This window comes from Paenibacillus mangrovi (genome assembly GCF_022898935.1).
Classification (GTDB): Bacteria; Bacillota; Bacilli; order Paenibacillales; family Paenibacillaceae; genus Paenibacillus_AQ; species Paenibacillus_AQ mangrovi.
The window spans coordinates 170,483-197,109 of sequence record NZ_JALIRP010000008.1; the positions used below are offsets into that span (position 1 = coordinate 170,483).

The window sequence follows — 26,627 nt, forward strand, 5'->3', positions numbered from 1 at the left end:
CGCTCACTCTCCTTAACTAAGAACTGACTTTACAGTATCAAGCATTACTGATGCTCCCTGGAATTCCGCTCCGCGGAATGCAACCATGGACAGCACGAGCATTAGAGCCATCACAACAAACAGCGTCATGCAGATGTAAGAAGATACACGCTGCGCACGTGGTCCCACCGTAATACCCCAGCTGACAAGGAAGGACCAGAGGCCATTGGCGAAGTGGAACGATGCGGATACGACACCGATCAGGTACAAGGTGAATAGCCCCGGCTGTACCATGATGTTATGCATTACGCTGCCCAGCTCTTCATGGGTTACATTACCCAGTGCCACCTGTATACGGGTCTCATATAAGTGCCAGATGATGAATACAAAGGTAATCACACCCGTGATCCGCTGGAACAGGTAACGCCAGTTACGAGAATACTGGAAATGCCCGTTATTCGGTTTGGCCTGGTAAGCAATATACAAACCGAAAATACCGTGGTAAATCAGCGGAATATAGATCAAAACCCACTCGAGCAAATAGACAAGCGGAAGATCGTTTAACAGCTTTACACCGGCATTAAAGCGATCGGGACCTCCCTCAAATGCCCCAAAATTCGTCAGCACATGCTCGATAAAAAACAAGCTGAGCGGAATGACTCCAAGAAGCGAATGCAGCTTTCTGGAATAATAACCATTCATAGATTGACGTGCCCCTTTCTCAATATACAACGTTTTCAAAATTCATTTTTCGACATTTCACAGTCATTCACATGTTAGGTGTGAACAACTTGTGGCACTTTTCATGTTACTCTTTTTTTTCTTATAATGGAATTGCAATATAATTATTAATCATTATAATTTAGATGCATAAGCAGCGACTAATGATGAGTCTGCAATGATTTAAGTTATATAGAATCTATAACAAGATAGAGAAGGTGAACTTTATGTTCGAGGACTTGGACGTATTCGCTACGATTGTCGAACAGTCTAGCCTGAATAAAGCCTCCAAGCTGTTGAATTTGTCACAGCCTGCCCTTTCCCGTAAAATCTCCAAGCTCGAGGATGAGCTGGGTGTCAGCTTGTTCAACCGGCGCGGCAAAAGACTTGAGCTTACCGCATTCGGACAGACGGCCTATAACTTCGCTCTTGAACAACGTCAACAAAAGCAGAAGTTTTTGCAGATGATCGCCAAATATAAAGGGGATGACCAAATTTCCGTGACGCTTGGAGCCAGTCTGACAACGCTGCAGACCACACTGCCGCCGCTCGTGACTGCTTTTATGGAAAAGCATCCGACAGCCGAACTCAAGCTCATCACTGGCAAAACGCATGAAATTGTATCGGCCGTACGCGATAAGAAACTGGATGCCGGTATCGTGGCCTCATCGATCAAGGAGCCGGGCCTCCACTGCACCGCTCTGTTTGACGATCATTTGGAGCTCGTCCTTCCCAAAAATCATCCCCTGTTTGAGCAGGAGGAAGTGGGCATGGACATGCTTCACGGTCTCCCCATGATCATATTCTCAACGGGAACGTGGTATCGTAAACTTACCGATGAGCTTTTTCATCGCGCGGGTGTCGTGCCGGATATCCGGATGGAGATGGATTCGTTTGAAGCCATCGTGCGTCTGTTACCGGCATGCAAGGCGGCTGCCTTGCTGCCCAAATCATATTTGCGAAGCCAACTGCTCGATGACAATGAACTCGTCACGATTCACATCCCGGCCTTAAAAGAAACCCGGCGCACCACCTCGCTGATCTATTCGGAGAACGGGGGCTTAAGTGCTGGAGCCAAACGGTGGATTGAGGAAACTAAGTTTATTTTCGGACAATATGTAAACAAATATAACTCTTAGAAACATCCAGCTCGTAGCAGTTATCCAAAAAATGAAAGGCCCCTCGGAGTAGAATATCTCTACATCGATGGGCCATTCCTTTTTATTAATAAGGTGAAAGCTTATCCGGCTTAGCCACCTTGCGCGCTGTTCATCCAGCCTCAGGTGACGTTGAGGAATCAGACTTAATTTCCAGACCCAGCTTGCGCGCTACTAGAGCGGTGGTGCTCGCCTGAAGCAAAATCGTCATCATAATCGCCATAAAGGTAATTGCGGATATCGTGCTTGCATGCGCCACGCCCATCCCGGCAATCATGCCGGACAAAGCTGCTGGAATTACGCCCGTTTCACGTACCCACATCATAAAAAGAAGTTCGCGCCAAGACCACTTCACTTTGCGGTCCGGAAGCGCGCACAGCAGAACCGTCAGCGGACGGGCAATAAACATCAACACGAGCACCACTCCAAGACTTGGCCAGAAGTATTGGCCAAGGGCATGGAAATCGACCTGGCTGCCAAGCATAATAAAGATGAGCATCCGCATCATGATGCTGGTATTATCCGCAAAACTCGCCGTTTCTTCCAGCTTGTCATCCATGGACAATCCCATCGTGTCCGCATTCCCCCAGATCAGTCCGGCTACAAAGGTAGCCATAAATCCGCTGACATGAAGCATATCCCCAATTAAATAGGAAGAAAGTGCGACAACAATCATCGCAATCGTCGTGTAATCTTTAAGTACACCCACACGGAAATGCGCCACCAGATAGGTCAGTATGATCGAGACAACCGCCCCGACGAGAATGCCGCCGACGGCCGTTTTGACGAAATCCAAGGCCATGTTTCCGATATGCAGCGACTTGCCACTGGTCACCGCTGCCAGCAGTGCAAAGGTCAGAATCGAGCCGGTGGCATCATTAAACGCCGATTCGCTTTCTACCGTCTCTCTTACCCGCTCTTTAATTTTCACCTGTTTAAAGACCGGAATAATTGAAGCTGGATCCGTCGAAGCAATAACTGCAGCAGCGAGAAAGGAGAAGATCCAGTCCAGTCCAAACAAATAATGTACCGCAACGCCCACGATGCCTGCCGTAATCAGGACGCCGGGTACTGCGAGCATTGAGAGTGTTATCCATACCTTCTTGAGGCCGCTAAGCGTAAGATTCCGGCCCCCATCGAACAGAATCAGTGCCGAACCAACCGTCAAAATCATCTGATTCATGAGCGAACTGCTGGTGGTATTAATCAGGTGCATCCCTTGTCCGAGTACCATACCGGCAATAATAAATACAGCAACGTCAGGCAGTCTGAGCCAGGAAGCTATCCTTCCCGCCAGCATTCCGACCGTGATAATAAAGAGCAGCAGAATTAAGATATGATGAATGATTTCAGTAGTAGAGGATTCCATCTTAGGTCACTTCCCGCTTTAATTTACGTTAACGGCTTCGCTCTCGAAGCGGTCGATATTTTCATTTGAACCGATGATGACCATTATATCCCCTTTATGAAGCTGATCCATCGCTGTCGGAGCAACAATAACCTTTCCTTCGCGATGCAAAGCCACGATGCTGCAGCCGAACTTCGCGCGGGTGTTGACCTCGCTCAAGGTTCTGCCGTCCAGGCATTTAGGCACCGTCATTTCCACAATGCTGTACTCCTTGGACAATTCAATGTAGTCAAGCAGGTTTGGAGTGACCAGCTGATGGGCTACGCGGATCCCCATGTCTCTTTCCGGGAAAATCACTCGGTCAACGCCAAGCTTGCCCAAAGCGCGTCCATGAAGAATCGATATCGCCTTGGCAACGACGGTACGGACACCCAGATCTTTCAACAATATGGCAGCAAGAATGCTCATTTGGATATCGTCGCCAATCGCCACGATGCCGCAGTCAAAATTACGTATGCCAAGGGATTTCAGAACTTCTTCATCCGTGGCATCGGCTACAACCGCATGAGTCAGGTATTCGCTCATATCGCTGACGACTTCTTCATTCTTGTCAATTCCTAGCACCTCATATCCCAGATCGATCAGCTCCAGTGCAAGACTCGAGCCGAAACGGCCCAGACCGATGACAACAAACTGCTGTGTTTTCATTTCTCTCTTGATACTCCTTATATAATCAAATTTCTATGTTTCTATGCATTACCCGATCGTAATCTTGCCTTCCGGATGACGGTACAGCTCTTTGCCTTTTTTAGGACCAAGCGCATATGCCAGAGTTAGCGGACCCAAGCGGCCGGCAAACATCGTTAGGCTGATCAGAATCTTACCAACCACCGTCAAGTGTGAAGTGAGACCCACGCTCAGCCCGACCGTGCCGAAGGCCGAGGTCGTTTCGTACAAGATCGTCAGGAAGTCGCTGTCCTCCGTCGTAGAGAGTATCATGGACACTCCCAGCACCAGAAACAGAGCCAGGAAGGTAATCGTCAGTGCTTTGAAGATACGCTCCTGTGCCAAACGATAACGGAAAAGCACGATATCGTCGCGTCCACGGATCATGGCGACCACAGCCCCCACCAAAATGGTAAAAGTCGTCGTCTTGATCCCGCCCCCGGTGGAGCCCGGAGATGCGCCGATGAACATCAATATTACCATGAAAAATTGGGAGGCTTGCCGCATGCTCGCAAGGTCTATTGTATTCGCCCCCGCCGTGCGCGTCGTCACCGACTGAAAGAAAGAAGCGAGAATCTTGCCGCCCCAGTCGAGCGAACCGAGTGTTGCAGGATTCGAATATTCAAAAATAAAGATGACAATCGTTCCAAACAGGATCAGCGCACCTGTCATCGACAGCACCACTTTGGAATGCAGCGACAGCTTCCGGTTTTTACGGTACTCCACCAAATCAGACAAGACGATAAAACCGAGACCGCCAGATACGATCAGGAACATGACAACGATGTTTACAATCGGATCATTCACATAACTTGTCAGGCTGTTAAAATGTCCGAACAGGTCAAAGCCCGCATTGTTAAACATTGAAACAGCGTGGAATATACCGAAATAAATGGCCTGTCCAACTGGCATATCAAAGGACCAGCGGATGGCAAGCACTACGGCGGCACAGCCTTCAATGATGAGTGAAAAGAGCAGAACCTTGCGGATTAGGCGTACGATGCCTTCCATCGTATTCTGGTTCATGGCCTCTTGAAGGATCAGGCGGTCACGCAGTGATATTTTGCGTTTAAGCACCAGAGAGAACAAGGTTGCCATGGTCATGAAGCCGAGACCACCCACCTGAATGAGCAGCATAATCACGATTTGGCCGAAGGTACTGAAATAAATGCCTGTATCTTGGACAACTAAACCTGTAACACATGTTGCCGAGGTTGCGGTGAACAACGCATCAATAAAACGAAGCGGTTTTCCTGTTGTATTTGATATCGGCAAAGTGAGAAGTATGGCCCCGATCAGGATGATTGCGGCGAACCCCATTACGAGAATCTGCGGGGGCGACAATCGGAACCACTTGAATTTAGCTGTCAACATATCCACCTCTACTCAAAAAAGTCAAAATAAAAAAAGCATCGGAAATCCAATGCCTTTCGGGTTGGGCTCCTGCTGCAAAACACCTACGAGGTTAGCTGACGGATTCGGGCATGCACAGGTTGCCCTATTCGCTGCATTCTTAGCGAAATTCACCCCAAAATAATGGTTCCCCCGTTTTCGAACGGAAATTCGGCGTATGTATTATTTATTTCAATTGCATCAAAATTATAATCCTTATTGTTTTACATCACAAAGCCATTATTTGAATAAAAACGTTCGAATACAGCCTGATTACATCACAAATCTCATAAAAGTGTGCCATTTTCTTGCGTTTACAAAACTTTTCCCTTGGTTTCATTGCTTTTTCATACCTCGAATGCTTCAAAACCTGGCTTTGATGGACATCGTATGCTATGTTTACGGTTATAATATGTTTATCACACAATATAACCAAGTTAAAGGGGGCACTACATGAATCCCGTCGGACAGCCACTTCAACTAAAGGTCAACTATAAGAGACTGGGAGTGTTTGCGTTCATCGGTCTTGTTCTATTCATTCTGTTCCAAGTCCTGCCTTCAACCGCTTCAGATACGCTGGAGCAGCAGAATACGAAGGTCATAAGCAAGGAACAGGCTAAGGACGCCGCAGTGGCATTCGCGCAAAATACCCTTCATCTTCAGATCGACATGAATAAAGAAGCGCTAGTGACCTATCAGTCCAAATCCGATTTATACGGATATTTATCCAGGGAGAAGCTGCTGGACAAATATAACAAGACCTATGAGAAAAATTATCCTTACGATGTCTTCCGTGTTCGTTTAACCGAAAAAGGAGGCAACGGGCATACCGATATCGACGTACATATGAATTCAGGTAAGGTCGTTGCTTTTTCCGTGACGCCACAGTACTCGAAGTATGCTGCCGCGATGGCAGAGCCGAATAAAGAGAGACGCGACAACAAGCTTCGGGTTGTAGAAGGAAATATGACCCTGCAGGATAAAGAGAAGCTGGCTGATCCGTGGCTTCAGAAAATGGGTCTTGATGCCAGTAAGCTTAAGGTGTCCACCGAAGGGAACAAGCCGGGACTTGTATACACCGATCCTGGTAAATCTATTGGAAACTCGAATCTCCAATTGAAATTTGCGTTTGAAGACGGAGTTATCCACTCCTACCAGCCAGCCTTCTCAGTCCCAGCGGAGCATACCGCTTACGTGAATAAGGAAACCTCCAAAGCCAAATGGCTCACAACATTGGGATACGGGCTGCTCACTATCGTACTTGGAATTCTCGCTATTGTGTACAGTGCATTGACCCGGCATCAAACCTCCTTTAAACGGGGTATCTTCTTAAGCACGTTTTATTTTGCAGTATCCACATTCAGCGCCTATAACTTGCTGCCCGTTTTTGAGGCGGAGGGGCTAACCGGCTTTGGGCTTTCCATTGCCATGACTGTCCAGGCCATCTTTAATCTCGCGATGTCAGCGCTCTTGTATTTCTCTCTCGTCGGCGGTGACGGGCTCTGGCGCAAAGCGGGTCTGAACGCATGGGCACGGGCTAAAGAGCCCGGATACGGGCCGTATGTGCTTCACAGCATGTTCACAGGCTACCTCTGGGCGTTTATTCTCATGGGAGTTCAATCTGTCATCTACATTGTGCTGGATAAAACCATTCACAGCTGGTCGACCACCGATGCGACACAGTCGCCATACAATATGCTGTACCCATGGCTTCTGCCGATTATGGCCTGGATGGCCGGTATTTCCGAAGAGGCAATATACCGTTTGTTCGGCATCCCGATGATGAAAAAACTCTTTCGCAATACCTTTGTAGCCTGTCTGATTCCTACCGTGATATGGGCACTGGGTCATACGCTTTACCCAATCTATCCTGTCATTACGCGGCCGATTGAGCTGACGATCATCGGATTGATTTTCAGCTTTATCTTCCTGAAGCACGGTTATATCGCCGTCATGTTCAGCCATGTCGTCTTCGACAGTGTACTCATGAGCTTCAGCCTGTTCGCTCTCGGAGATGTTCCAGACATTATTGCAGGAATTGTCACCATCATCATGCCTGCGATTGTGGCTTATATCGTTTATCTGTATAATTCGAACAAAAGAAAAGGTAAATCAACTATGCCACAACATGGCTGGCAGTAATAAACTTTTGTTCAATTTATCTGTATAATCGTAAAAAGAAAAAGGAGCCATATATTATGACTCCTCATCCTGAAGGGCTGCAATAATTTGCTTTGCCAGCTTATCACCTATAGAAAGAGGCCGGAAATCGTCGATGCTGGCCTCTTTTATTTTTTTGAGTGAGCCAAAATGCTTCAGCAGCAGCTTACGCCGCTTCTCGCCGATTCCCGGAATCGAATCCAACTTCGACGCAACCATCGATTTGCCGCGCTGCTCCCGGTGAAAGGTGATGGCAAAGCGGTGAACCTCGTCCTGAATCCGCTGCAGAAGATAGAACTCCTGGCTGTCCCGCGGCAAATTAACCGGCTCAGGCGGATCCCCCACCATCAACTGCGCGGTTCTGTGCTTCACATCCTTCACTAGTCCACATACCGGAATAAACAAACCAAGCTCATTCTCAAGCACGTCAACTGCAGCGGAAATTTGGCCTTTGCCCCCGTCTACAACGATCAGATCTGGCATCTCCAGATTTTCCTTCAGCACGCGTTCGTAGCGTCTTCGGATGACCTCGCGCATCGTTTCGTAATCATCCGGTCCTTGCACGGAACGGACTTTATATTTTCGGTATTCTTTCTTGTCCGGTTTCCCATCTATAAAAACCACCATCGCAGAAACAGGGTTCGTACCCTGGATGTTCGAGTTATCGAAGGCTTCAATCCGGTGCAGACGCTCGATGCCAATGGATTGCCCCAGATTAGAAGCCGCCTTGAAGGTTCTTTCTTCGTCCCGTTCAATCAGGCGGAATTTCTCATCAAGAGACACCTTGGCATTTTCAATCGCCATGCCGACCATCTGGCGCTTCATACCGCGCTGCGGTACCAGCACCTTGACGCCAAGCCATTCCTGCAGCGAAGCTGCGGCCCCGGCTGCATCCAGCGTATCCGTACCTTCCGCGCTTTCGACCCCCTCTGCAGGCTCTTCGGCCTCCTTCGGACTTTCAGGAAGCAGGATCTCCTGCGGCAGCGCCGGATTATCACTATAATACTGCGTAACGAATGTCATGAAATCGCTATACGCCTCGCCGTAGAACGGAAATGCCGAAGCGTGGCGCTGCACCATTTTCCCCTGACGCATATACAGAATTTGCACGCACATCCAGCCTTTGTCCACGGCAAATCCTAGTACATCCCGGTCCCTGGAGTCGGCAGTCGTAATCTTCTGCTTCTCCATGATGGCATCGATATTCATAATCTGGTCGCGGAGCTCCTTTGCCCGCTCGAAATACAGCTCCTTAGCAGCCTCCTCCATTTTACGCTGAAGCTCTTTTTTAATCTCTTCATGACCTCCGCCCAGAAAAGAGATGATCTCCTGGGTAATCCGGTCATATTCCGACTGCTCCACTTCCTTCTCGCAGGGAGCCAAACATTGTCCCATGTGGTAATAAAGACAAACCTCCTTCGGCATCACACTACATTTGCGCAGAGGATACATCCGGTCGAGTAGCTTTTTGGTCTGCTGGGCTGCGTATGCATTCGGATAGGGGCCAAAATATTTGGCCTTGTCCCTCAGAACCCGTCTCGTTACTTCAAGCCGCGGATGCGGTTCATTGGTAATTTTAATATATGGAAACGTCTTGTCGTCTTTAAGAAGTACATTGTATCTCGGCTGATGCGTTTTGATCAGATTACATTCCAGAATAAGCGCTTCAATATTGCTGCCGGTAACGATGTATTCAAAATCGCGGATATCCGCCACGAGCCGCTGCGTTTTCCCATCATGACTACCGGTAAAATAAGAACGGACGCGGTTTTTCAGCACTTTGGCCTTGCCGACATAAATAATTTTGCCATCCACGTTCTTCATCAAATAACATCCGGGCAGATCGGGGAGCAGCGCAAGCTTGTTGCGGATATTTTCCATCGCTTTATCATAATCCTGCTGTGATTCCCGTGTTTCGTCCATGGGTTCCCCTCCCTTCTATGAAGTTACATCGATCTTACTATTATTTAGATATCAGAATGCATAATCTCCTTTGAATCCTCTCCCTGATATCGCAATAGTAATTTCCGCTAAACGCGGTCTGGCTACTTAGAGTTTTCTTCGAAATACATTACTATTATATAATAAATCCCCAAAATCCAAAGAGCGTTTTTATTACCATTAGGACAGCAGATAGCAACAATTTCAATTGCAGAAAACAAAGCGCCCCCGGAAATCCGGAGGCGCATGATATGGTTGATCGTGAAATGTACTTGATTATTGATGCTTGGAAATGATGTTCTTCAGGTTTTCCTTAGAATTCAGACCTACCACTTTATCTACTGGCTGGCCATCTTTGAAGAAGATCAGTGTTGGAATACTCATTACACCGAAACGGGAAGCTGTTTCAGGATTTTCATCCACGTTCAATTTGGCAATTTTTACGGAGTCGCCCATCTCGTTTGCAAGCTCATCCAGAATAGGAGCAATCATTTTGCAAGGACCGCACCAAGGCGCCCAGAAGTCAACCAATACTGTTCCGCCTTCAATTTCAGCATTAAAGGATTGGTCAGTTACATTCACAATAGCCATAATATTTTCCTCCTTATAAAAAAGCTGGGTTTCAATCAAACTGATATGTCTTTGCGGACAGTTTAAGTATAACACATTTTTTTGGAAAATGTGAAATCCTTAATTACAGATGGATCCATTCCGGTATAGAAAATCAAACAAATTTTGAACAGCCTAAACCAAGGCCGGAACATCAGCCGTTTCGCATCCGGCAAAGCCGCAAAAGTTCGTTTAACCTCCTATAAAGTATTCACCATATATTCTTTACAAATTCTTTGGAAATTGGGTATACTAATGTTAACTCGGGTTTCTCTGTCAATGACCTTGCTCATTTACATAAAGTGAAACCATCCTGAGGAGGCATTTTGTAATCATGGATGCAAACGTGCACGCTAACGACCCACGGAAACACGTGAACGAAGAGCCGCGCAATGACTTGATGGATCTGATGAATGGCTTTGGGGGCATGTCTTTGTTCATGTTCCTCATTTTCGCAATCATGGTCATCATCAAGTTTGTGATCTCCGGCTAACGAGCTCTAGAGATGAGCTGGAACACAAAAAGCCTGACTTTTCCGCTATTTTTAGCAGAAGGTCAGGCTTTTTTCTATGCGCTTTTCAGAGCGTAAGCTGTCCGGAACGATTCCGCCGCTGGTTCTCGCCATGCAGATGCACAACATCCACAAACGGAGAAATCCGGTCCATCAGCCGCTGTCCTTTATACATTTCCTCGCCGTCCTTGCTTGTAAAGCTGAGATGCTTCTCCAAACCGGCCAAATCATAATTGGAGGTGTAAAAGGTTGGTTTACGGTTCATCCGGAAATTGAGAATGGCTCCGAGTACATGATCCCGGACCCAAGGGCTCAAATTCTCCGCCCCAATATCATCAAATATCAGCAGATCACAGGTTTTCATAACTTCGACCGTATCTTTCAGCTTTTGGTTGTCCTGCAGCATCGATTTCAAATCTTCCACAAATTCGGGCATATAGACAATCACGCCGGTGTAGCCGCTGATGGCCAGCTCATGAAGCAGATAGCTCATCAGAAACGTTTTTCCCGTTCCAAACGAGCCGAACAGATACAATCCCTGACATGAAAGCCCATGCTCCTTAACTTCACGGATATAGCTAAAAACATGGTTTACCGCAGGCGCCCGCAAACGGTCCTTCCGCATAATCTCCACTTCGTTATATCCTTCTTGAAGCGCTCGTTCATCCACATAAAAGCTCCGAATACGCTTCTTGATCTGGTCTTCGTTCTGCTTTGCGATCTCAAGCTGGCACGGCGCCTTACGCTCGACAAGCTCCAGCTGCCCGTGCAGCACTTCCGTCTCGAGCTTGCTATAGTGCCCCTGAAAATCATTCGGACATTTATCAAGTCCCGGACAATTGACGCAGTTGCGGCGATCGTTCACATACTGGTATAGACGCGGCAGATTGGTGCGCAGCTTCTCCTCACCAAGCTCCGGATGCTCCTCGCGCAGCTCTATGACGATTGGATTGCTTAGCAGCTCATCAAATATGGCCTGCGATCTTTTCAGGAAGGATGGTCCCTTCATTTGCTTTAATACCTGACCTAACGATTCCAAACTCATCTCCTCCTTTCTTCCTCAGGCATGCAGACTTGCCTTGAATTAAACACCCTTTTTCTTGCTAGCCTGCATTTCTGCCGCCATCCGCAGCATGGCTTCAAATTCTTCCTCACTGACTGCGTCCATCGTCTGGCTCTCCTGAGCAATCGGGATTTCAGGCTTGACTCTCACGGCTTTGCTGCCGTATGTACGGGTTCTTCCGCCCCCGGAAGCTGCAGCCTGCTTGCCTTTGACCTTGGACTGGTCGCGTATATATTGAACGGCCTTCTCGTACGAATTCACCTGCTTCAGCAGCATGTTCGAGGCAATGGCCTCAACAAAATTGCGGTTGATACGTTGATCATTGCCGCTTGAAGTCAGAAGCGACATTAAATAATGGATGAGTACATTGATGACTTCTCCCGGCAGTTTGTAGCTGTGATCGATTTTATCGAATATATCCAAAAAGTTATCCGGCACGGAGCCCGGAAAAAAAGTTTTCAGCAGCTTCGTATACGGTTCATTTCGCAGCATCATATTATACTGGTGAATATCACATTTAGATTGAAACTGAACCGGAACATCGACATAATATTCCATCTCAACGGCATGCTCCAGCGGAGCCGGGTCCTGGGACTCTTCATTCTGGCGGAACGAAACCACTTTGCCCGCGTATACCTCACGCTGCTCCTGGCGTCGTTTGTCCTGCCGAAAATGCATATTAGCCTTACGCTGAAGCTCCTCTAGGGCAATGGAGCCGTCCACGGCAAATACCCCGTCTTCATCCAGCAGCCGGCACAAATCCTGTGTAGTGAGGTCATATTTATTCACCACATAGTTGATAATCCCCATCTGCTCATGGTTGAAGCGGAGCTTCTCGACATGCTCCCGGTTCACCGAATCCTTAGGAAAACGGAGAATAATGTCCGCATAATTCAGCGCATCCTCGTCATCAGACAATCTAACTCCAGGCTGTCTTGCGGTAGATACCTCGGAAAGCGCCTGCTCCAACTCATAATCGATGACATGCGTGTTCAATTCGAAAATATCGTAAAAGGCAAGCGAAATATTCTCTTTGTGGCCTGCTGTGGCTGTGGGTCCCGAAAACTCCTCAGGCTCCCTCGCCCACAGCTCTTCCCGCAGCGCTAGTACGGCAAACTTGCCGATCTTGTCCCGCAGCAGCAGCGTCAGATGCTGGGTGTTAAAAAACTCTGCAGGTGACAAAGGCTGCTGAAGCTCGTATTCGTAAACATAGTCTTCATGCTCCGGCATATACATGCGGCAGGTTTGCAGCAGGCCCACCGCTTCCAGAAGCGAGGCTTGTTCAATCAGGAATTTACGGCCTCTTTCACTAGGCTCCAGGCCCAATGTCAGAAAAAGGCGACGCTGCTGCTCAAGCAGCGAATATCCCAATTTCTCTATAGGAATCTGCTGAAACAGCAGATGATATAAACTGATTGCAAAGGCTCCGACCATGGGCTGGTAAATCGAGCTGAGCATTCTGCTGTCCAGGCTGCTTAAGCAAAAATCGCGATATACGCAGTACCTGTGATTTTCCGTAAAATGCAGCAGGCTCTTCATGTGCATATTTTGGCTCCTCCCATCGTAACGTAGACTTTCTCTATTCTATCATAAATGGATCCTCTGCTCCGATATATTTCGACGATTATTTTGACACCAAATGAATCCAGTTCGCCATATCCTTGATCAAGGTCCCGGGAACATTTGCGGCATAGCGGTATTCATCGCCTGTTGAAGGCGCATCGTACAGTGCGTACATATGATTCAGCCCAGGATATGATTTATACGTTACATCCGTTCTGTTGTCAAGCGCCTGCTTCCATACCTTTAAGCTGGATGAAGGAACCTGCACGTCGTTTTCCCCTTGAAGGATCAGGAGCGGCACATGCTGGCTGCGTGCTATCAGAGGACCGCTGTAGCCTCGGATATCATACCACCAGTAAGCGCTCGGCAGCGGAAAAATAGCAGGCAGATGTTCCTTGGAATATTCATCGTCATGAAGCAGATCTACGGCCGTCTGCCATGTCTGCACCTTCGCCTGCTTCCGCTCGAGTTCGGCTTCCGTTTCATGGTTATCGACAGCCCGCTTCAGGATTCCCTGATACTGCTGAAGCATCAGATCCTCAAGCGAGCCCGACGGTGCGGATAGAAGAAGCCCTCCGGCAATAGCTTGGTCTTGGGTCTCTTCGAGAATTTTCGGAACTAGCATGCCGCCCTGACTGTGCCCGAGCACGTAGATCCGGCTGGTATCGATCCGCTCATTCTGCTGCAATAGCTTGACCGCGGACAAGCTGTCGTCAATCGATTCTTCCTGAACCGTAAACTGCGGCGTTAACGCACGGTTCGGATATTCATATGTCCGTTTGGAGTAGCGCAGAACCGCAATCCCCTCATTGGCGAGCCCGACGGCGATGTCGCGGAACATTTTACCTCCTCCGGACGATTCATTGAGATCATTCGGTCCGGATCCGTGAACGAGCACGACGGCTGGAACCTTCCCTTCAGGTTGAATGGGAATCGTCAGTATTCCCGGCAGCGGCAGGCTCTCTGTGCCAACGGTTACTCTCTGCTCCTTGTATTGCCTTGGACGATCGTATGAAGGAGGAAGATATGTATCGGGAGTGTTACGAAGCAAAGCCAGATCATCGAGTTCACCGTCCTGATCAAAACGCAGCTCCATCCGAAAGCTTTTGCCGCGCGGCGTCTGGTAAATCAATATCGCATTTTTATGCACGTTGTCCTCTCGGGCATCAGCCTTCAGCAGTATCCAGGAACCGTACGCTTCCTCAAGACTGTCCCTGTAATACTCAAGGGCCTCAACCGGAAAATGCTTCGCCAAGGAGGCATTCATCATGCCCCGGGCCTGTTTGAAGGCCTCCCGCTGCAGAAGGCTCATCCAGTACATGCCGCGTCCGGCCGTATCTTCTTTTTCCGGCATCCACTGTCCTCCGCTCAGCTGCATGTTGACTCCCAAGGCTTGGTTGAAGGATTGGAGCGGCACGCAGACCGTATGTTCCGCATTCATGGCTGCTGGCCGGGCGAGCACAAAGCCCTTTTCGTTTAAGACGGAAAGACTGCTGCCAAGAGTCATTTTCCATTTCTGGCTGCCAAGAGTCACTTTCAGCACTTTCTCCTCGTTGATCCATAGCACGCTTCCCCCCAGCGCTTCAACTGCCGCGCGTACCGGAATGACTTCCGGTTCCTTTGATGCTTCCGTACTTTTCACAGGCAGAACGCATCCCATCATGACAACCATCATAAATATCAGGACAAATGGTCTCCTCTTCAAAGCTCCTCCCCATTCCATGTAAAATATACGATCTACTTATTATATGAAGCAAAACAGCCCTCCTTCCGGAGAGCTGCCCATTTTCCTTTTTTTAAAACATTTTAAATCCGCTTTTACGCAGCTTTTGGATGGCCCATCCACTGATGACAGCACCCGCGAGACCTGCAAGGCCCGTCAAATAATCTACAACCCGGAACGATGCCAAGTGGCTCAGGAATGATACCTCACCACGGTCCCACAGCGAATATACGACAATCGGCAAAATAACAACGACAAACAAATAAGAAGGAAACCATGTCGTTTTCATAAGCATATTTAAAATGAAACCGATACCGAACATCATCACAAAAAATAAAACCATCAGTACAAATACAGGAATAAACTGCATTTTAACCTGCCCACCTCTTCTTCTCTCTGACCCGCTTTTCGTTCGTAAGCAGCCGTAACCGTTCTCATTATCTTTTTTTCATTATATGTAGTAAGTTTACTAGAAAATTTGTCACTAAGCAACGAACAATAATTGAATAGATTGTGACTTCATTTGCTCTTTCTCTTACGGTTGGATACAATATATAGAAGATATTCGAAGACAATGCGCTAGAGCGAACATAGTACGCAACTAAACTTGGGAGTGATCGATAAAATGAACGAAGCAGCATCCACTTTAGAAGGCTGGTACGCTCTTCATGATTTTCGTTCCATCAACTGGACAGCCTGGAAATCCGCAGACGACGAAGAACGCGCAATGGCGCTTGATGAGCTGCGGGAGTTTACGAAAGAATGGTCCAAGATCGAATCGGCCAATCAGGGCAGCACAGCTGTCTACACGATTGTGGGACAAAAAGCCGACTTTATCATCATGCATCTGCGTGAAACGCTCGAAGAACTTAATGCGGTGGAAACCGCCTTCAATAAAACTTTGTTTGCCCGCTTCACAACCAAATCATATTCTTATGTAAGTGTCGTGGAGCTGAGCAACTATCTCGCAGGATCAGGCGGCGGAGATCCGATGGAAAATCCGCAAGTCATCGCACGTCTCAAACCGATTCTACCAAAAACGAAATATATCTGCTTCTATCCGATGAACAAAAAACGTGACCAGAACGACAACTGGTACATGCTTGATATGGAAGATCGTCGCAACATGATGCGCAGCCACGGACTGATCGGCCGTTCTTATGCAGGCAAAGTGAAACAGATCATTACCGGCTCCGTTGGTTTCGACGATTGGGAATGGGGCGTTACACTGTTCGCCGACGACGCGCTGCAGTTCAAGAAGCTCATATATGAAATGCGTTTTGACGAAGTCAGCGCACGTTATGCCGAATTCGGAAGTTTCTATGTGGGAACGCTGCTGACCACAGAATCCTTTGAAGAAATGCTGAAGGTTTAATAGAATTAAACAAAAAGAGCCGCTCCTTTTTAATAGGGACGGCTCCTTTTTTCTCTGAAATACTTCTTTTATAATGCTTATTCCTCTTCCTGCTCCTGGTTCTTCAGAGACTCGAGAAATTCCGCCGTTGCCCGGTCACGGTCGCGGCTTTTTTCCTTTAATCGCTCAATGGCAGGCAGAATCAGAATATCAATTTCCTTCTGCACCGTATAGACCAGATCATAGCGGTTCTGGTCCTCCAGATAGCCTCCGACTTCCATCAACGCGTTGTAACGGTCCAGCTCATCCCTCGTCAAAAGTGAGCGTACCTGAACACTACAGTGGCGCATCCTACAGGAATTTCCCTTTTCTCAGTACCAGCGGTATGCCGCCGATAATGAAGAGATAGCGCATATCCACGAGCTTTTTCAGCTGCGCGGCCTTCCAGCCCTTGATCAGCTTGTCGCCGACCGCGGCAATACCCTCCCCTTTGCCCAGGGAAGCAACAGTGCCTTTGTTGTTGTACACGAACTTTCTTGGCTGCTGGTTTCGGATCGCAGCCACGATGTTATAGGCACAGCATACACCCTGCTGCATGGCGATTTGGGCCGTCGGCGGGTATGGACGACCTTCCGGATTGAAGACGAGGGCATTGTCGCCAAGGATATAAATATGATCTTGACCCGGCGCATGCAGATACTCATCCACCCTCACGCGGCCGCGAGCCGTTTCAAAGCCTGCCGCTTCAATCATGTGATTACCGCGAATTCCGCCGGTCCACACGACTGTAGCCGCCTTAATTTCTTCACCCGTAGCAAGAAGCACGCCATCCGGTGTGCACTCCTGGATTGCTACGCCAATTTTGAAGGTGACTCCTTTTCTTTTGAGCACATCCATGGCGTATTCCACCAGCTCCGGTGCGAAGCCCGGCAGCGCGGTCTGCGCCGCCTCAACGTTATAAATGTTGACCAGATTCGGGTCTACATCATACTCTTTGCAAAGCTCCGGAAGCCGGTCCGCGAGCTCCGCCACAAATTCAATACCGCTGAAGCCTGCTCCGCCAACAACAAAATTCAGGCGTTCCTGCGGATGTCTTTCATTTTTATATAAAGCAAACTGGTATTCAATATGCTTGCGGATCAAACGAACCGAGTTGATGCTGCGGATCGTCATCGCATAGTCAGACAATCCTGGAATGCCGAAGGTCTCAGACTCTCCGCCTAGAGCAATGACAAGGTAATCATAAGATAGGGTTCCATCCTCCAGAATGACCTTTTTCTCATGGGTCCGGATTTCCTGAACGGAGGATTTCACCAGGTCAATTTTGAATTCATCAATCAGCTTCGAAATAGGAACACGTGTGTTTTCAACGCTATCCGTACCTGCGGCAGGCATATGCAAATGAGTCGTAATATAATGGTAATCATGACGGTTTACTAAGGTAACATCTGCCTCATTATAATTTAATTCCTTTTGAAGTCGCTGTGCTGTCAGGATACCTGCATATCCCGCGCCAAGGATTACGATCTTGGGAATGTTGCTCATCATCTTGCTCCTTCCAAGTCCTTCTTTTTGTATATTTATATATTTTGTGAGACATTACAAAACTTATTGTGAAATAATACACTTTTATAATTAGGATGCAGCGGAATGCTTGAAATTTAAGGCGAAAATGTCTGAAATTCGACAAAAAGATGGTAATGCACAATTGAATGATAGCTACTTTCAGACAAAAGATCAAGTCTTATTTCCCCTTGGTTTTCCGCGCCCCGCGCCGGATTTATTGGTCATTTCAACTGGTTTGGCGCCTTTATTTTCAGAGGCTTCCCTTCCATCCACTTTCCAGTAAACTTTTCAGCCTGAGCCGGGATATATTATAATGAAAGAGATTGTTATTCTGATTTTCAAGCTGGAGGTGCTTATATACAATGGCTTCACACTCAGAGGGTGTTGAAATATCTGACCTTACCATCATCGGAGGAGGTCCTACCGGCATGTTTGCTTCCTTTTACTGCGGCATGCGCCAGGCATCTGTTACGCTGATCGAGAGCATGCCTCAGCTCGGAGGGCAGCTTACCGCTTTATATCCGGAAAAATACATCTATGATGTAGCGGGCTTTCCAAAAGTGACCGCCCAGGAGCTTGTGGACAACCTGTCCAAGCAAATGGAGCTGTTCCAGACGAATGTACGCCTGGAGGAAAAGGTAACTTCACTCGTTAAGCAGGACGAGCGTCATTTTGTCGTGACTACAGATAAAGGAGAATATCATTCCAGAGCCGTGATCATTACGGCTGGAGTCGGCGCGTTTCAGCCCCGCCGTCTTGAAGTGGAAGGAGCGGAGAAATTCGAGAAGTCGAACCTGCACTACTTCGTCAATGATTTGAACCAGTTTAAAGGCAAAAAGGTTCTGATTACGGGCGGCGGCGACTCTGCCGTAGACTGGGCCCTGATGCTGGAACCGATCGCCGAGCAGGTTACGCTTGTTCACCGCCGCGATAAATTCCGTGCCCATGAGCACAGCGTCGAAAATCTGATGAACTCCAAGGTGAATGTGGTGACGCCTACGGAAATTACCGGGCTGCATGGTGAAGAATCGATTACGAAAGTAACGCTCTCTCATGTGAAGAGCAAGGAAACGCAGGAGATCGAAGTCGATGATGTGATCGTCAACTTTGGTTTTGTGTCTTCCTTAGGCCCAATCGCCGATTGGGGCATTGAGATCGAATCCAATTCCATCATCGTCGATTCGAGAATGGAAACCAACATTCCGGGTATTTTTGCTGCCGGCGATATTACGACCTATCCAGGCAAGCTTAAACTGATCGCTGTCGGATTTGGCGAAGCACCAACGGCTGTGAATAACGCAAAGGTATACATTGATCCGGATGCGAAGCTGTCTCCGGGACACAGCAGCAACATGAAGCTCTAAATGATCATCTATCTATAAATTGAACTACAAAAAAGGGTATCCTTAGTTTGACTGCTTATTTGCATCGCAGCCAATAAAGGGTACCCTCATTTTTTGATATTTGTTCTATGTATATCGAAAATAGATTCTACACCTCCAAACGCCTTCAGATGGGAAACCGATCGCGAGCCTTCATTAAGGAATTAATAACGATGGATGTGTAGCGGATTCTATTCTTAGTGAACGACACTCGGCTGGACAGCCTCCAGATTCCGTTTGTGGATCTCAGCCAGGAGCAGGGTTATGAAATCCCGGTCCAGCATCAATTCAACAGCGGCGTGATAAGAATCCAGTAGCATTTCATCCGTCAAGATAGCCATTCTTTTCACATCCTTTCCTATTTTTTCCTCAAAACTATCATATCAAACATTTATAGACGGAACAAGCGTTCGCAGTATCCACAGGCTGTTGTGGAAATCCTGTGTATAATTTGTTAGCAAGTGTCGTAAAACCAATGAAAATGCAGTGGATTATGGGGATAAAAGTTATACACAGGATAGTTAACACTTCGAACGAGCTAAAATATTTTTCTACCAATATATGATTTATGAAAACTTTACTGCGGTCTGGTATTAACTTCGAAAATCCATATTCTTCCTTCCTGATCCAGTCCGTAGTCAAAACCAAGCTTCCCGATGCCCGGAAAATGACGCTCTAGAATCGCCGTACATTGGCGGGTAAGCTGGCGCATTTCATGCCGTTTGGCCGTTGAAGAGACATGGGGCAAGGAACGGCGGAGTCCTTCTTTGCAGCTGAGCAAATTTCCGCCTTTACACAGGTTGGTCACGAATAGCCCGCTTCTGGCTAATCTGCCCACCATCGCTCTGAATTCCCAGTGTTCTCCGTTCTTGACATACTTCACACGATAATCAATTGGACGGCCTCGGATCCGTGCCAGATGAATCCCCTTCTGAATGAGATATTTTCGCTTTACTTTCACCCGCAGAAGCGCATGATACATATCATGGAAGGATCCATAGTGACTCGTTTTAGATGAATGGGTCATACTGTAGCGCGCTCCAGATCTAGCCACCTTGATGACACCGTATCCTCCGCCTCCAACGACTGGTTTGACGACAACAAATCCATGGGCTCTAATCATTTTTCGAAGATTTTCCATACTCAGTTCTCTTGTTTGCGGTATATATGGGGCAACTTTGGGATCTGTCAGCAGTGCTTGGGTTTTCAGCCACTTGCTTGCCAGCTGTCTTCCCCCCATTTGTACCGCCTCCTTTCCTCGCTCGTATCTTTTAACATACTCTTAAGTCGGACTTCTCTCTTGTATGTTTGTACGTAATCGAATAATCTGCCGAAAAAAACTGCGGACTTTAGAAGTACTTAAAGCAGAATGTTGCCATAATAGATCTGTTGGCGTCTATGACTTTATGGGCTATAATGGAATTTGAATGTTACAAAGGGAGGAAACTTGGGTCGTGGCTGAATTTTTTAGAATATTGTACTGGATCGCGATTGTCGGCGCGTCGATCTCACTTGCTGCCGTCACCGTGGGAATTTTCGCCATTGGGATCAAATTTATGAAAGATAAACGCAGAGCGGTGGGTGCGGGCTGTATCGTGTTTTCCCTTATTGCAGCAGCCATGATTGTCTTCATGGTCAATCATACCTTTATTGTTCCTGCAAGCTCCTAAGACATACACACATACAAAGCAAAAGGCTCACACCCTGCTTCAACGAAGCGGTGCGAGCCTTTTTACTTTTTTTCTTAAGATTTACGCTTCTGAATCAGCACTCTTCAGGAGCCGGCTTGCCTTCATTCGTAGCCGTACGGAAGGAAGCTCCACAGCCGCAGGTTGCCGTAGCGTTCGGGTTATGCATCGTAAAGCCGCCGCTCATGCCTGCATCCTCATAGTCAATTTCAAGTCCGTTAATTAGCGGCAGGCTTTGCTTATCCACTACGACCTTCAGATCGTTTACATTCATAAATACGTCATTCTCGGATTCTTCATCATCAAAACCCATGGCGTATGAAAAACCGCTGCAGCCGCCCTCCTGTACGCCCAGACGAAGAAACATGTTCGGAATCTCCTGTTCGGACAGCATTTCTTTCAGTTTATCGGAAGCGGAATCGCTAATGTTAATCATAGGTCACCCTCCTTATGGTACTTAAGCTCAGTATACTCCACAAATCTTTTCCTCTCAAGTAATGTCCGCCTTTCATCAGGCGGGAACGATGACCTTTTTTTCCTGCCCACCGTATTGCGGAGCCTGAATGTGAGGTTTATAATAGTGTGGGTGACAAGAGATCTGGAAATGTCAAAATTTTGTCACCGCGATGACAATGCTCTGCCATAATTTTTTGTAATTTTTTTCACAAAATTGTTAAATCCTTTTGAGTCAAAGGCACGCAAACCTGCTGCCTATAATTAACCGGCCCGCTCTTTAAGAGCGCATGAACAAGCCGTTATACAAGACTTGAATGAATGAAGCCCTAATTAAATGAGCAGGAGGAATGGAAATGTCCATGATCTTAACACCTAATTCCAATAAGAGAATGGAAGAAATCGCCGAAAAAGTTCGCCACGGGGAACGTCTAAACATCGAAGACGGTGTATTCCTTTATGAAACAGATGATTTGTTGACTTTGGGTCAGCTTGCTAACGAAGTCAATCTGCGCAAAAACGGCAACAAGGTCTATTTTATTGAAAATATGAGTTTGTATTTCACCAATGTCTGTGAAGCCAGATGCGCATTCTGCAATTTCAGAAAAGATCTTGGCGATGAAGGCTCGTATACGCTGACCGGCCAAGAGATGATTGAATACGTTGAGCAGCATATCCACCCGGGTGTTCGTGAGTTCCATATTGTGGGCGGCCATAACAACCATATGCCTTTTCAATATTATGTAGATTCGCTGCAAGCACTAACCGACCGCTTCCCTGATGTGACACTAAAAGCTTATACGGCAGCGGAAATCGAATTCTTTACCCGCATCAGCGGACTCAGCATCGAAGAAGTTCTTAAGGAGCTGCAAAAGGCCGGACTGAAATCGCTTACTGGTGGCGGCGCCGAAATTCTGTCCGATCAGTACCGTAAAAAGATGAAAGTGGAAAAAGCGAATGTAGAGCAATACCTCGACGTCCACAGAACTGCGCACAAGCTGGGCATGAAAACCCACACAACCATGCTTTATGGCTCGATTGAGTCGCATGAGGACCGTATCCGTCATATGATGCAGATCCGCGATCTGCAGGATGAAACGAACGGCTTCCTGGTATTCATCCCGCTCTCCATGCAGCCTAGAAACAAAAACGCAGGCATCATGCGCCGTAACTCTGCTTACGAAGATTTGAAAACCATCGCGATCAGCCGTCTGATGCTTGATAATTTCAATCACATTAAAGCTTACTTCATCAACATCGGTCCGCAGTTGACCCAGGTCTCCCTCTCCTTCGGCGCTTCCGACGTACATGGAACGATCCTTAAAGAACGGATTAGCCATGCGGCAGGAGCCCTCACGCCTGAAGGCTTGACCCGCGATGAGCTGATCTGGCTCGTCAAAGGCGCAGGACGAATTCCGGTTGAACGGGATACGTTCTACAATGAAATCAAAGTATATGAGTAAGACCCTATAAGCAGCTCACTACACCCCAGAATTCTGCAGAGGTATTCGTTTCTAACTGAGGATTTTTTTTGCTATAGCGAACCATTAAAAGCCGATGTACAGAAAGGACAGAAGGATTCTATGAGAAAATTTGTCATTCTAGGTGGGGGCTATGGCGGTCTTGCCATGATTCAAGGTCTGATCAGCAGCAACCACCTGCCGCATGATATTGAACTGGTGCTGGTAGACCGGATGCCATTCCAGGGTATTAAAACGGAGTACTATGCGCTTGCGGCAGGAACGGCTACGGATTTTGATCTGCGGATCCAGTTTCCGAACCATAACCAGCTGACCAAACGGTATGGTGAAGTGACTTCCATTGATCTGGAGAACAAGCTGGTCCATATGGAGCAGGACGAACCGATCAAATATGATTATCTTGTCATTGCCCTCGGATGTACGGACCGCTACCACGGCATTCCAGGCGCCGAGCAATTCACGAACAGCATTCAGACATTTTCCGGTACAAGAAAGACATACCAGCGCTTGAACGATATTAAGCCATATGGCCAGGTTCATATTATCGGCGGAGGCCTGAGCGGCGTGGAAACGGCAGCAGAGCTTCGCGAAAGCCGACCAGACCTGAATATCACCATCTTGGATCGCGGCAGCCGCGTGCTGTCGGCCTTCCCTTCGCCAGTTTCCGCCTATGTCGAGCAGTGGTTCCGGGATCATGACGTCATGACAAGATCGCATATCTCTGTTTCCCGTGTCGAGGAAGGCATTGTCTACAATGGGGACGAGCCGATTCAAACGGATGTAACGGTATGGACAGGCGGCATTCAGCCTGTCAAAGTTGTTCAGGACCTGAACGTGCCAAAAGACCCCGGCGGAAGAATTCTGCTGAATTCGTATTCGCAAATTCCAGATTATCCTGAGGTCTATGTTGTGGGTGACTGCGCCAGCATTCCATTCGCTCCAAGCGCGCAAGCGGCAGGAGCCCAGGCTGAGCAGGTTGCGGAAGTATTACATGCGCTCTGGCGCGGTGATACTCCGAAGCTTCATAAAATCCGCCTGAAAGGTACACTCGGCTCACTCGGCAGCAAAGCCGGCTTCGGGCTGATGGGGAAAACCTCCGTAAAAGGAAGAGTACCCCGTCTCTTGAAGAGCGGAGTACTCTGGTTGTCCAGACGCCATTTCGGCTAATCCAGCTCGAGGCTGTCCCAAGCCTCGAGTTCTTTTATTTTAGCCATAATGGCTTCATACAGCTCGTCCGCGCTGTCGGCATCGATAATCTCGCCGTTCACCATGGCGAACGGCATCATCGCGCATTGGCCGCAGTTGCTTAAACAGCCGTATTCTATAACATCATAATCCGGATTCTCTTCCAGATTGTCCATGACTTCATCGGTTCCGAAATGCATGTTGTTCGTGCAAAATTCGATGATGGGTCTCACTTGTAATCACCTGCTTCATATATGAATTCATGAAATGAAGGACTAACCTTAGTTTAGCGGTGGTTGCATATAATATCAATGTTTACAGCGTTTCTTTCTGAGTAGATATAGCCATTTTATTTTATCTCTGATTGTAATATAATAATCATTACAGGAAAGGAGTTGAAACTAATGAGCGAAAACGCACAAAGCACCATGTATGATGAGGTAGCAGAAGTGCTGGATAAGCTTCGTCCGTTCCTTCAGCGCGATGGCGGTGACGTGGAACTGGTTGACGTGGAAGACGGCATCGTGAAATTGAGATTGATGGGTGCCTGCGGCAGCTGCCCAAGCTCCACTATTACACTGAAAGCCGGGATTGAACGCGCCCTCGTTGAGGAAGTTGAAGGCATCAACGAAGTTGTCCAAGTATTCTAATCCCATTCAATAACCCGCAAGTACACAAGAGTCAAGAGTCCTGCACTTCCTTAGGAAGGCAGGACTCTTTTTGTGCTTGTTATGATGAGGAGCCCGATGGTTCAATCCACGGACGGATAGGATCCAGCCCGCCGGATATATCCATGATGTTCCCCGTAATAAAATCCGATTCATAATGGCATAAGTAACGGATTACGCGCGCGATATCCTCTCCGCTTCCCGGTCTGCCCCGGGGCGTCTCGCCGTCCGTCAGACCCGAAACCTCCGCAATGTACTTCTCTTTGTTGTCCCCGCGGATATCTCCTGGGCAGACCATGTTTACGGTGATTCCGAAAGGGGCCTCTTCTACTGCCAGCGTTTTCGTAAAGGACACGAGCCCTGTTTTGGCAGCCGCATACACGGCACGGTGCGGCCAGGCTCTAGCTTCCGCAGCATGACCATATCCGAAATGGATGATCCGTCCCCATTTTTTAAGGCGCATGGCCGGCAGCACCAGATGATCCAGCAGCATCGTCCCCACCAGATTTCCCTGAATCAGCGACAGAATTTCTTCCTTGGTATACTCGGAGAACAGCCTCCGTTCCCGGATAAAAGGGCCTGCGTTATTCACAACGATGTCCGCACTTCCAAGCCTGGACTCCACCTGGCGCACAAGCTCCTCAATCTGGGATGCGTCGGAGATATCCGCCTGAACCGCAATACAGCGGACCCCAAGCTCTTCAATTCTTTGCCTCAGCTCCTCTGCTTCCGCCTTGCTGTGCACATAATTGAGCGCAATGTCACAGCCCTGCTCCGCCAAGGTAAGCGCCGTCATTTTCCCAAGGCCCTTAGCACTTCCCGTAATGAGGGCAATTTTGTCCTTCAATGCATATCCTCCTTTTTCGGAACTCCAAACCATTATATATACCGTGTTTAATTCATTATTATGTAATCCCATTTCATCTAGTATAAAAGATTTGGCGGGGCCTCACAACTTGCATAAGCATTTACCTTAGGAACATTGCCATGAGCTGCAAAACAAAAAACTCCGCGAGGCCAAATGACCTCAGCAGAGTTTTTTATAAACAGGACTATTAGAACGCCGGAATGATAGCCCCTTTGTAATTATCCTCGATGAATTTTTTCACGTCGTCGGAAGTCAGAGCCGCGGCCAGCTTTTTCATAGCGTCGGAATCCTTGTTATCCGGTCGGGCTACCAGGATGTTAGCATAAGGGTTATCCTTGTCTTCCATGAACAGCGCATCCTTCACCGGATCAATGCCAGCGTCGAGTGCATAGTTCGTATTGATGACAGCCAAATCGAATTCAGACAATTGGCGTGGGAGCATAGCGGCATCTAATTCTTTGATTTGGATGTTTTTAGGGTTTTCTACGATGTCTTTTACTGTGGCTTGGATCATATTGTCGTCTTTCAGCTTGATCAGACCGTTTTTCTCCAGCAGAGCCAAAGCGCGTCCACCATTAGTTTTATCGTTAGGAATACCTACAACCGCGCCATCCGGAAGCTCATCAATGGATTTATGCTTTTTGGAATAAGCGCCAAGCGGTTCAACATGTACGGCTACTACCGGTACCAGGTCCATTTTGCGAGTGCTGTTTTCATCGTCAAGGTAAGGCTTGTGCTGGAAAAAGTTTGCATCCAGCTGTTTTTGGAAGGTCTGTACATTAGGCTGCACATAGTCAGAGAACTCCTTGATCTCAAGCTTAACGCCTTCTTTTTCAAGTGTAGGCTGGATATGCTTCAGAATCTCCGCATGTGGTACAGCCGTTGCTCCCACTGTAATGGTTTCCATGTCTTTTCCACCTGCAGCCGACTTATCCTCCGCATTTTTACTGCCGCAACCAGCGAGTGCCACTACCAGCAGCAGACTGAGCAAAGCAAACAATCCTTTTTTCATCGTTAAATCCCCCTTAAGTTTATCGATTTAATAAGATTTATTCTTGGAAGGTTTCATGCATGTACGTTTTTCTTGGCT

Annotated in this window: 28 protein-coding genes and 1 riboswitch; of the genes, 10 read left to right on the forward strand and 18 right to left on the reverse strand. The window is 47.7% G+C overall.

Annotation, left to right across the window (positions count from 1 at the left end):
• Positions 1–12: 12 nt before the first annotated feature.
• Positions 13–681, reverse strand: a complete 669-nt coding sequence (locus MUG84_RS19570; protein ID WP_244727942.1) for a succinate dehydrogenase cytochrome b558 subunit — start codon at positions 679–681, stop codon at positions 13–15.
• 245 nt (positions 682–926) lie between these two features.
• Between MUG84_RS19570 and MUG84_RS19575 the strand changes: the two genes are divergently transcribed.
• Positions 927–1,838, forward strand: a complete 912-nt coding sequence (locus tag MUG84_RS19575) for a LysR family transcriptional regulator (RefSeq protein ID WP_244727944.1) — start codon at positions 927–929, stop codon at positions 1,836–1,838.
• Between the two features lie 130 nt (positions 1,839–1,968).
• Here MUG84_RS19575 and MUG84_RS19580 read toward each other — a convergent pair whose 3' ends face one another.
• The 3 genes from MUG84_RS19580 to MUG84_RS19590 are packed head-to-tail and all read right to left on the reverse strand — an operon-like array spanning position 1,969 to position 5,304.
• Positions 1,969–3,225, reverse strand: coding sequence for a cation:proton antiporter (locus MUG84_RS19580; protein WP_244727946.1), 1,257 nt, complete (start codon positions 3,223–3,225; stop codon positions 1,969–1,971).
• Positions 3,226–3,243: 18 nt separating this feature from the next.
• Positions 3,244–3,912: a potassium channel family protein gene (locus tag MUG84_RS19585; RefSeq protein WP_244727948.1), complete on the reverse strand. Its 669-nt coding sequence runs from the start codon at positions 3,910–3,912 to the stop codon at positions 3,244–3,246.
• 48 nt (positions 3,913–3,960) lie between these two features.
• Positions 3,961–5,304: a TrkH family potassium uptake protein gene (locus MUG84_RS19590; protein WP_244727951.1), complete on the reverse strand. Its 1,344-nt coding sequence runs from the start codon at positions 5,302–5,304 to the stop codon at positions 3,961–3,963.
• A 65-nt stretch (positions 5,305–5,369) separates the two neighbouring features.
• A riboswitch (cyclic di-AMP (ydaO/yuaA leader) is annotated at positions 5,370–5,509 on the reverse strand.
• 266 nt (positions 5,510–5,775) lie between these two features.
• On the opposite strand from MUG84_RS19590, the gene MUG84_RS19595 reads away from it, so the two are divergent.
• Positions 5,776–7,464: a CPBP family intramembrane glutamic endopeptidase gene (locus tag MUG84_RS19595; RefSeq protein ID WP_244727953.1), complete on the forward strand. Its 1,689-nt coding sequence runs from the start codon at positions 5,776–5,778 to the stop codon at positions 7,462–7,464.
• Positions 7,465–7,518: 54 nt separating this feature from the next.
• On the opposite strand, the gene uvrC is transcribed toward MUG84_RS19595, so the two are convergent.
• Complete coding sequence (uvrC, locus tag MUG84_RS19600) at positions 7,519–9,405, reverse strand: excinuclease ABC subunit UvrC (RefSeq protein ID WP_244727956.1); 1,887 nt, start codon at positions 9,403–9,405, stop codon at positions 7,519–7,521.
• Between the two features lie 294 nt (positions 9,406–9,699).
• Positions 9,700–10,014: a thioredoxin gene (trxA, locus tag MUG84_RS19605; protein ID WP_244727958.1), complete on the reverse strand. Its 315-nt coding sequence runs from the start codon at positions 10,012–10,014 to the stop codon at positions 9,700–9,702.
• A 352-nt stretch (positions 10,015–10,366) separates the two neighbouring features.
• On the opposite strand from trxA, the gene MUG84_RS19610 reads away from it, so the two are divergent.
• Positions 10,367–10,525, forward strand: a complete 159-nt coding sequence (locus MUG84_RS19610; protein ID WP_244727960.1) for a YqzM family protein — start codon at positions 10,367–10,369, stop codon at positions 10,523–10,525.
• A gap of 85 nt (positions 10,526–10,610) precedes the next feature.
• On the opposite strand, the gene dnaI is transcribed toward MUG84_RS19610, so the two are convergent.
• From dnaI to MUG84_RS19630, 4 genes are all read right to left on the reverse strand, one after another.
• A complete protein-coding gene (gene dnaI / locus MUG84_RS19615) occupies positions 10,611–11,582 on the reverse strand; it encodes a primosomal protein DnaI (RefSeq protein WP_244727962.1) in 972 nt (323 codons plus the stop codon).
• A gap of 45 nt (positions 11,583–11,627) precedes the next feature.
• Positions 11,628–13,151, reverse strand: coding sequence for a replication initiation and membrane attachment family protein (locus MUG84_RS19620; RefSeq protein ID WP_244727964.1), 1,524 nt, complete (start codon positions 13,149–13,151; stop codon positions 11,628–11,630).
• A 79-nt stretch (positions 13,152–13,230) separates the two neighbouring features.
• Positions 13,231–14,874 carry an alpha/beta hydrolase family protein gene (locus MUG84_RS19625; protein WP_244727966.1) on the reverse strand — a complete coding sequence of 548 codons (1,644 nt, stop codon included), beginning with the start codon at positions 14,872–14,874 and terminating at the stop codon, positions 13,231–13,233.
• 91 nt (positions 14,875–14,965) lie between these two features.
• The gene (locus MUG84_RS19630; RefSeq protein WP_244727969.1) at positions 14,966–15,262 is read right to left on the reverse strand and encodes a YuiB family protein; all 297 of its coding nucleotides are present in this window, start codon (positions 15,260–15,262) and stop codon (positions 14,966–14,968) included.
• Between the two features lie 255 nt (positions 15,263–15,517).
• Here MUG84_RS19630 and hemQ point away from each other — a divergent pair, with 255 nt between their 5' ends.
• Positions 15,518–16,267, forward strand: a complete 750-nt coding sequence (hemQ, locus tag MUG84_RS19635) for a hydrogen peroxide-dependent heme synthase (protein ID WP_244727971.1) — start codon at positions 15,518–15,520, stop codon at positions 16,265–16,267.
• A gap of 77 nt (positions 16,268–16,344) precedes the next feature.
• Here the strand turns inward: hemQ and MUG84_RS19640 are convergent, their stop codons facing one another.
• Together MUG84_RS19640 and MUG84_RS19645 are read right to left on the reverse strand one after the other, a co-directional pair.
• A complete protein-coding gene (locus MUG84_RS19640; RefSeq protein ID WP_244727973.1) occupies positions 16,345–16,596 on the reverse strand; it encodes a hypothetical protein in 252 nt (83 codons plus the stop codon).
• A 1-nt stretch (position 16,597) separates the two neighbouring features.
• Positions 16,598–17,791, reverse strand: coding sequence for an NAD(P)/FAD-dependent oxidoreductase (locus tag MUG84_RS19645; RefSeq protein ID WP_244728244.1), 1,194 nt, complete (start codon positions 17,789–17,791; stop codon positions 16,598–16,600).
• Positions 17,792–17,900: 109 nt separating this feature from the next.
• Between MUG84_RS19645 and MUG84_RS19650 the strand changes: the two genes are divergently transcribed.
• Both MUG84_RS19650 and MUG84_RS19655 read left to right on the forward strand, forming a co-directional pair.
• Positions 17,901–18,095 carry a hypothetical protein gene (locus MUG84_RS19650; RefSeq protein WP_244727976.1) on the forward strand — a complete coding sequence of 65 codons (195 nt, stop codon included), beginning with the start codon at positions 17,901–17,903 and terminating at the stop codon, positions 18,093–18,095.
• Positions 18,096–18,174: 79 nt separating this feature from the next.
• Positions 18,175–19,176, forward strand: coding sequence for an NAD(P)/FAD-dependent oxidoreductase (locus MUG84_RS19655; RefSeq protein ID WP_244727979.1), 1,002 nt, complete (start codon positions 18,175–18,177; stop codon positions 19,174–19,176).
• Between the two features lie 215 nt (positions 19,177–19,391).
• Here the strand turns inward: MUG84_RS19655 and sda are convergent, their stop codons facing one another.
• Both sda and MUG84_RS19665 read right to left on the reverse strand, forming a co-directional pair.
• The gene (gene sda / locus MUG84_RS19660) at positions 19,392–19,535 is read right to left on the reverse strand and encodes a sporulation histidine kinase inhibitor Sda (protein ID WP_136608445.1); all 144 of its coding nucleotides are present in this window, start codon (positions 19,533–19,535) and stop codon (positions 19,392–19,394) included.
• A 236-nt stretch (positions 19,536–19,771) separates the two neighbouring features.
• Positions 19,772–20,434, reverse strand: coding sequence for a YheC/YheD family protein (locus MUG84_RS19665; RefSeq protein ID WP_244727981.1), 663 nt, complete (start codon positions 20,432–20,434; stop codon positions 19,772–19,774).
• Positions 20,435–20,648: 214 nt separating this feature from the next.
• Between MUG84_RS19665 and MUG84_RS19670 the strand changes: the two genes are divergently transcribed.
• Positions 20,649–20,864: a hypothetical protein gene (locus MUG84_RS19670; protein WP_244727983.1), complete on the forward strand. Its 216-nt coding sequence runs from the start codon at positions 20,649–20,651 to the stop codon at positions 20,862–20,864.
• A gap of 94 nt (positions 20,865–20,958) precedes the next feature.
• Here MUG84_RS19670 and MUG84_RS19675 read toward each other — a convergent pair whose 3' ends face one another.
• Positions 20,959–21,318 (reverse strand): HesB/IscA family protein, encoded by a 360-nt coding sequence (locus tag MUG84_RS19675; protein ID WP_244727985.1) that lies wholly within the window; start codon positions 21,316–21,318, stop codon positions 20,959–20,961.
• Between the two features lie 373 nt (positions 21,319–21,691).
• Here MUG84_RS19675 and mqnE point away from each other — a divergent pair, with 373 nt between their 5' ends.
• Both mqnE and MUG84_RS19685 read left to right on the forward strand, forming a co-directional pair.
• Positions 21,692–22,798, forward strand: coding sequence for an aminofutalosine synthase MqnE (gene mqnE, locus MUG84_RS19680; RefSeq protein WP_244727988.1), 1,107 nt, complete (start codon positions 21,692–21,694; stop codon positions 22,796–22,798).
• A 120-nt stretch (positions 22,799–22,918) separates the two neighbouring features.
• A complete protein-coding gene (locus tag MUG84_RS19685; RefSeq protein ID WP_244727990.1) occupies positions 22,919–23,983 on the forward strand; it encodes an NAD(P)/FAD-dependent oxidoreductase in 1,065 nt (354 codons plus the stop codon).
• Here the strand turns inward: MUG84_RS19685 and MUG84_RS19690 are convergent.
• On the reverse strand, positions 23,980–24,234 hold the full coding sequence (locus MUG84_RS19690; protein ID WP_328275916.1) for a YuzB family protein: 255 nt from the start codon (positions 24,232–24,234) through the stop codon (positions 23,980–23,982). The two genes, MUG84_RS19685 and MUG84_RS19690, sit on opposite strands and share 4 nt — an antisense overlap.
• Positions 24,235–24,405: 171 nt before the next feature.
• Here MUG84_RS19690 and MUG84_RS19695 point away from each other — a divergent pair, with 171 nt between their 5' ends.
• Complete coding sequence (locus MUG84_RS19695; protein WP_244727992.1) at positions 24,406–24,651, forward strand: NifU family protein; 246 nt, start codon at positions 24,406–24,408, stop codon at positions 24,649–24,651.
• A 79-nt stretch (positions 24,652–24,730) separates the two neighbouring features.
• Here MUG84_RS19695 and MUG84_RS19700 read toward each other — a convergent pair whose 3' ends face one another.
• Entirely contained in the window at positions 24,731–25,516 is a 786-nt protein-coding gene (locus tag MUG84_RS19700; RefSeq protein ID WP_244727994.1) for an SDR family oxidoreductase, read from the reverse strand.
• A gap of 208 nt (positions 25,517–25,724) precedes the next feature.
• Positions 25,725–26,549, reverse strand: coding sequence for a MetQ/NlpA family ABC transporter substrate-binding protein (locus tag MUG84_RS19705; protein WP_244727997.1), 825 nt, complete (start codon positions 26,547–26,549; stop codon positions 25,725–25,727).
• Between the last annotated feature and the right edge of the window lie 78 nt (positions 26,550–26,627).

Bases quoted from the DNA above. Each gene is read 5' to 3' on its own strand.
- MUG84_RS19570 (WP_244727942.1), bottom strand. From the start codon at position 681: ATGAATGGTTATTATTCCAGAAAGCTGCATTCGCTTCTTGGAGTCATT.
- MUG84_RS19575 (WP_244727944.1), top strand. From the start codon at position 927: ATGTTCGAGGACTTGGACGTATTCGCTACGATTGTCGAACAGTCTAGC.
- MUG84_RS19580 (WP_244727946.1), bottom strand. From the start codon at position 3,225: ATGGAATCCTCTACTACTGAAATCATTCATCATATCTTAATTCTGCTG.
- MUG84_RS19585 (WP_244727948.1), bottom strand. From the start codon at position 3,912: ATGAAAACACAGCAGTTTGTTGTCATCGGTCTGGGCCGTTTCGGCTCG.
- MUG84_RS19590 (WP_244727951.1), bottom strand. From the start codon at position 5,304: ATGTTGACAGCTAAATTCAAGTGGTTCCGATTGTCGCCCCCGCAGATT.
- MUG84_RS19595 (WP_244727953.1), top strand. From the start codon at position 5,776: ATGAATCCCGTCGGACAGCCACTTCAACTAAAGGTCAACTATAAGAGA.
- uvrC (WP_244727956.1), bottom strand. From the start codon at position 9,405: ATGGACGAAACACGGGAATCACAGCAGGATTATGATAAAGCGATGGAA.
- trxA (WP_244727958.1), bottom strand. From the start codon at position 10,014: ATGGCTATTGTGAATGTAACTGACCAATCCTTTAATGCTGAAATTGAA.
- MUG84_RS19610 (WP_244727960.1), top strand. From the start codon at position 10,367: ATGGATGCAAACGTGCACGCTAACGACCCACGGAAACACGTGAACGAA.
- MUG84_RS19620 (WP_244727964.1), bottom strand. From the start codon at position 13,151: ATGCACATGAAGAGCCTGCTGCATTTTACGGAAAATCACAGGTACTGC.
- MUG84_RS19630 (WP_244727969.1), bottom strand. From the start codon at position 15,262: ATGCAGTTTATTCCTGTATTTGTACTGATGGTTTTATTTTTTGTGATG.
- hemQ (WP_244727971.1), top strand. From the start codon at position 15,518: ATGAACGAAGCAGCATCCACTTTAGAAGGCTGGTACGCTCTTCATGAT.
- MUG84_RS19640 (WP_244727973.1), bottom strand. From the start codon at position 16,596: ATGCGCCACTGTAGTGTTCAGGTACGCTCACTTTTGACGAGGGATGAG.
- MUG84_RS19645 (WP_244728244.1), bottom strand. From the start codon at position 17,791: ATGAGCAACATTCCCAAGATCGTAATCCTTGGCGCGGGATATGCAGGT.
- MUG84_RS19655 (WP_244727979.1), top strand. From the start codon at position 18,175: ATGGCTTCACACTCAGAGGGTGTTGAAATATCTGACCTTACCATCATC.
- sda (WP_136608445.1), bottom strand. From the start codon at position 19,535: ATGGCTATCTTGACGGATGAAATGCTACTGGATTCTTATCACGCCGCT.
- MUG84_RS19665 (WP_244727981.1), bottom strand. From the start codon at position 20,434: ATGGGGGGAAGACAGCTGGCAAGCAAGTGGCTGAAAACCCAAGCACTG.
- MUG84_RS19675 (WP_244727985.1), bottom strand. From the start codon at position 21,318: ATGATTAACATTAGCGATTCCGCTTCCGATAAACTGAAAGAAATGCTG.
- mqnE (WP_244727988.1), top strand. From the start codon at position 21,692: ATGTCCATGATCTTAACACCTAATTCCAATAAGAGAATGGAAGAAATC.
- MUG84_RS19685 (WP_244727990.1), top strand. From the start codon at position 22,919: ATGAGAAAATTTGTCATTCTAGGTGGGGGCTATGGCGGTCTTGCCATG.
- MUG84_RS19695 (WP_244727992.1), top strand. From the start codon at position 24,406: ATGAGCGAAAACGCACAAAGCACCATGTATGATGAGGTAGCAGAAGTG.
- MUG84_RS19705 (WP_244727997.1), bottom strand. From the start codon at position 26,549: ATGAAAAAAGGATTGTTTGCTTTGCTCAGTCTGCTGCTGGTAGTGGCA.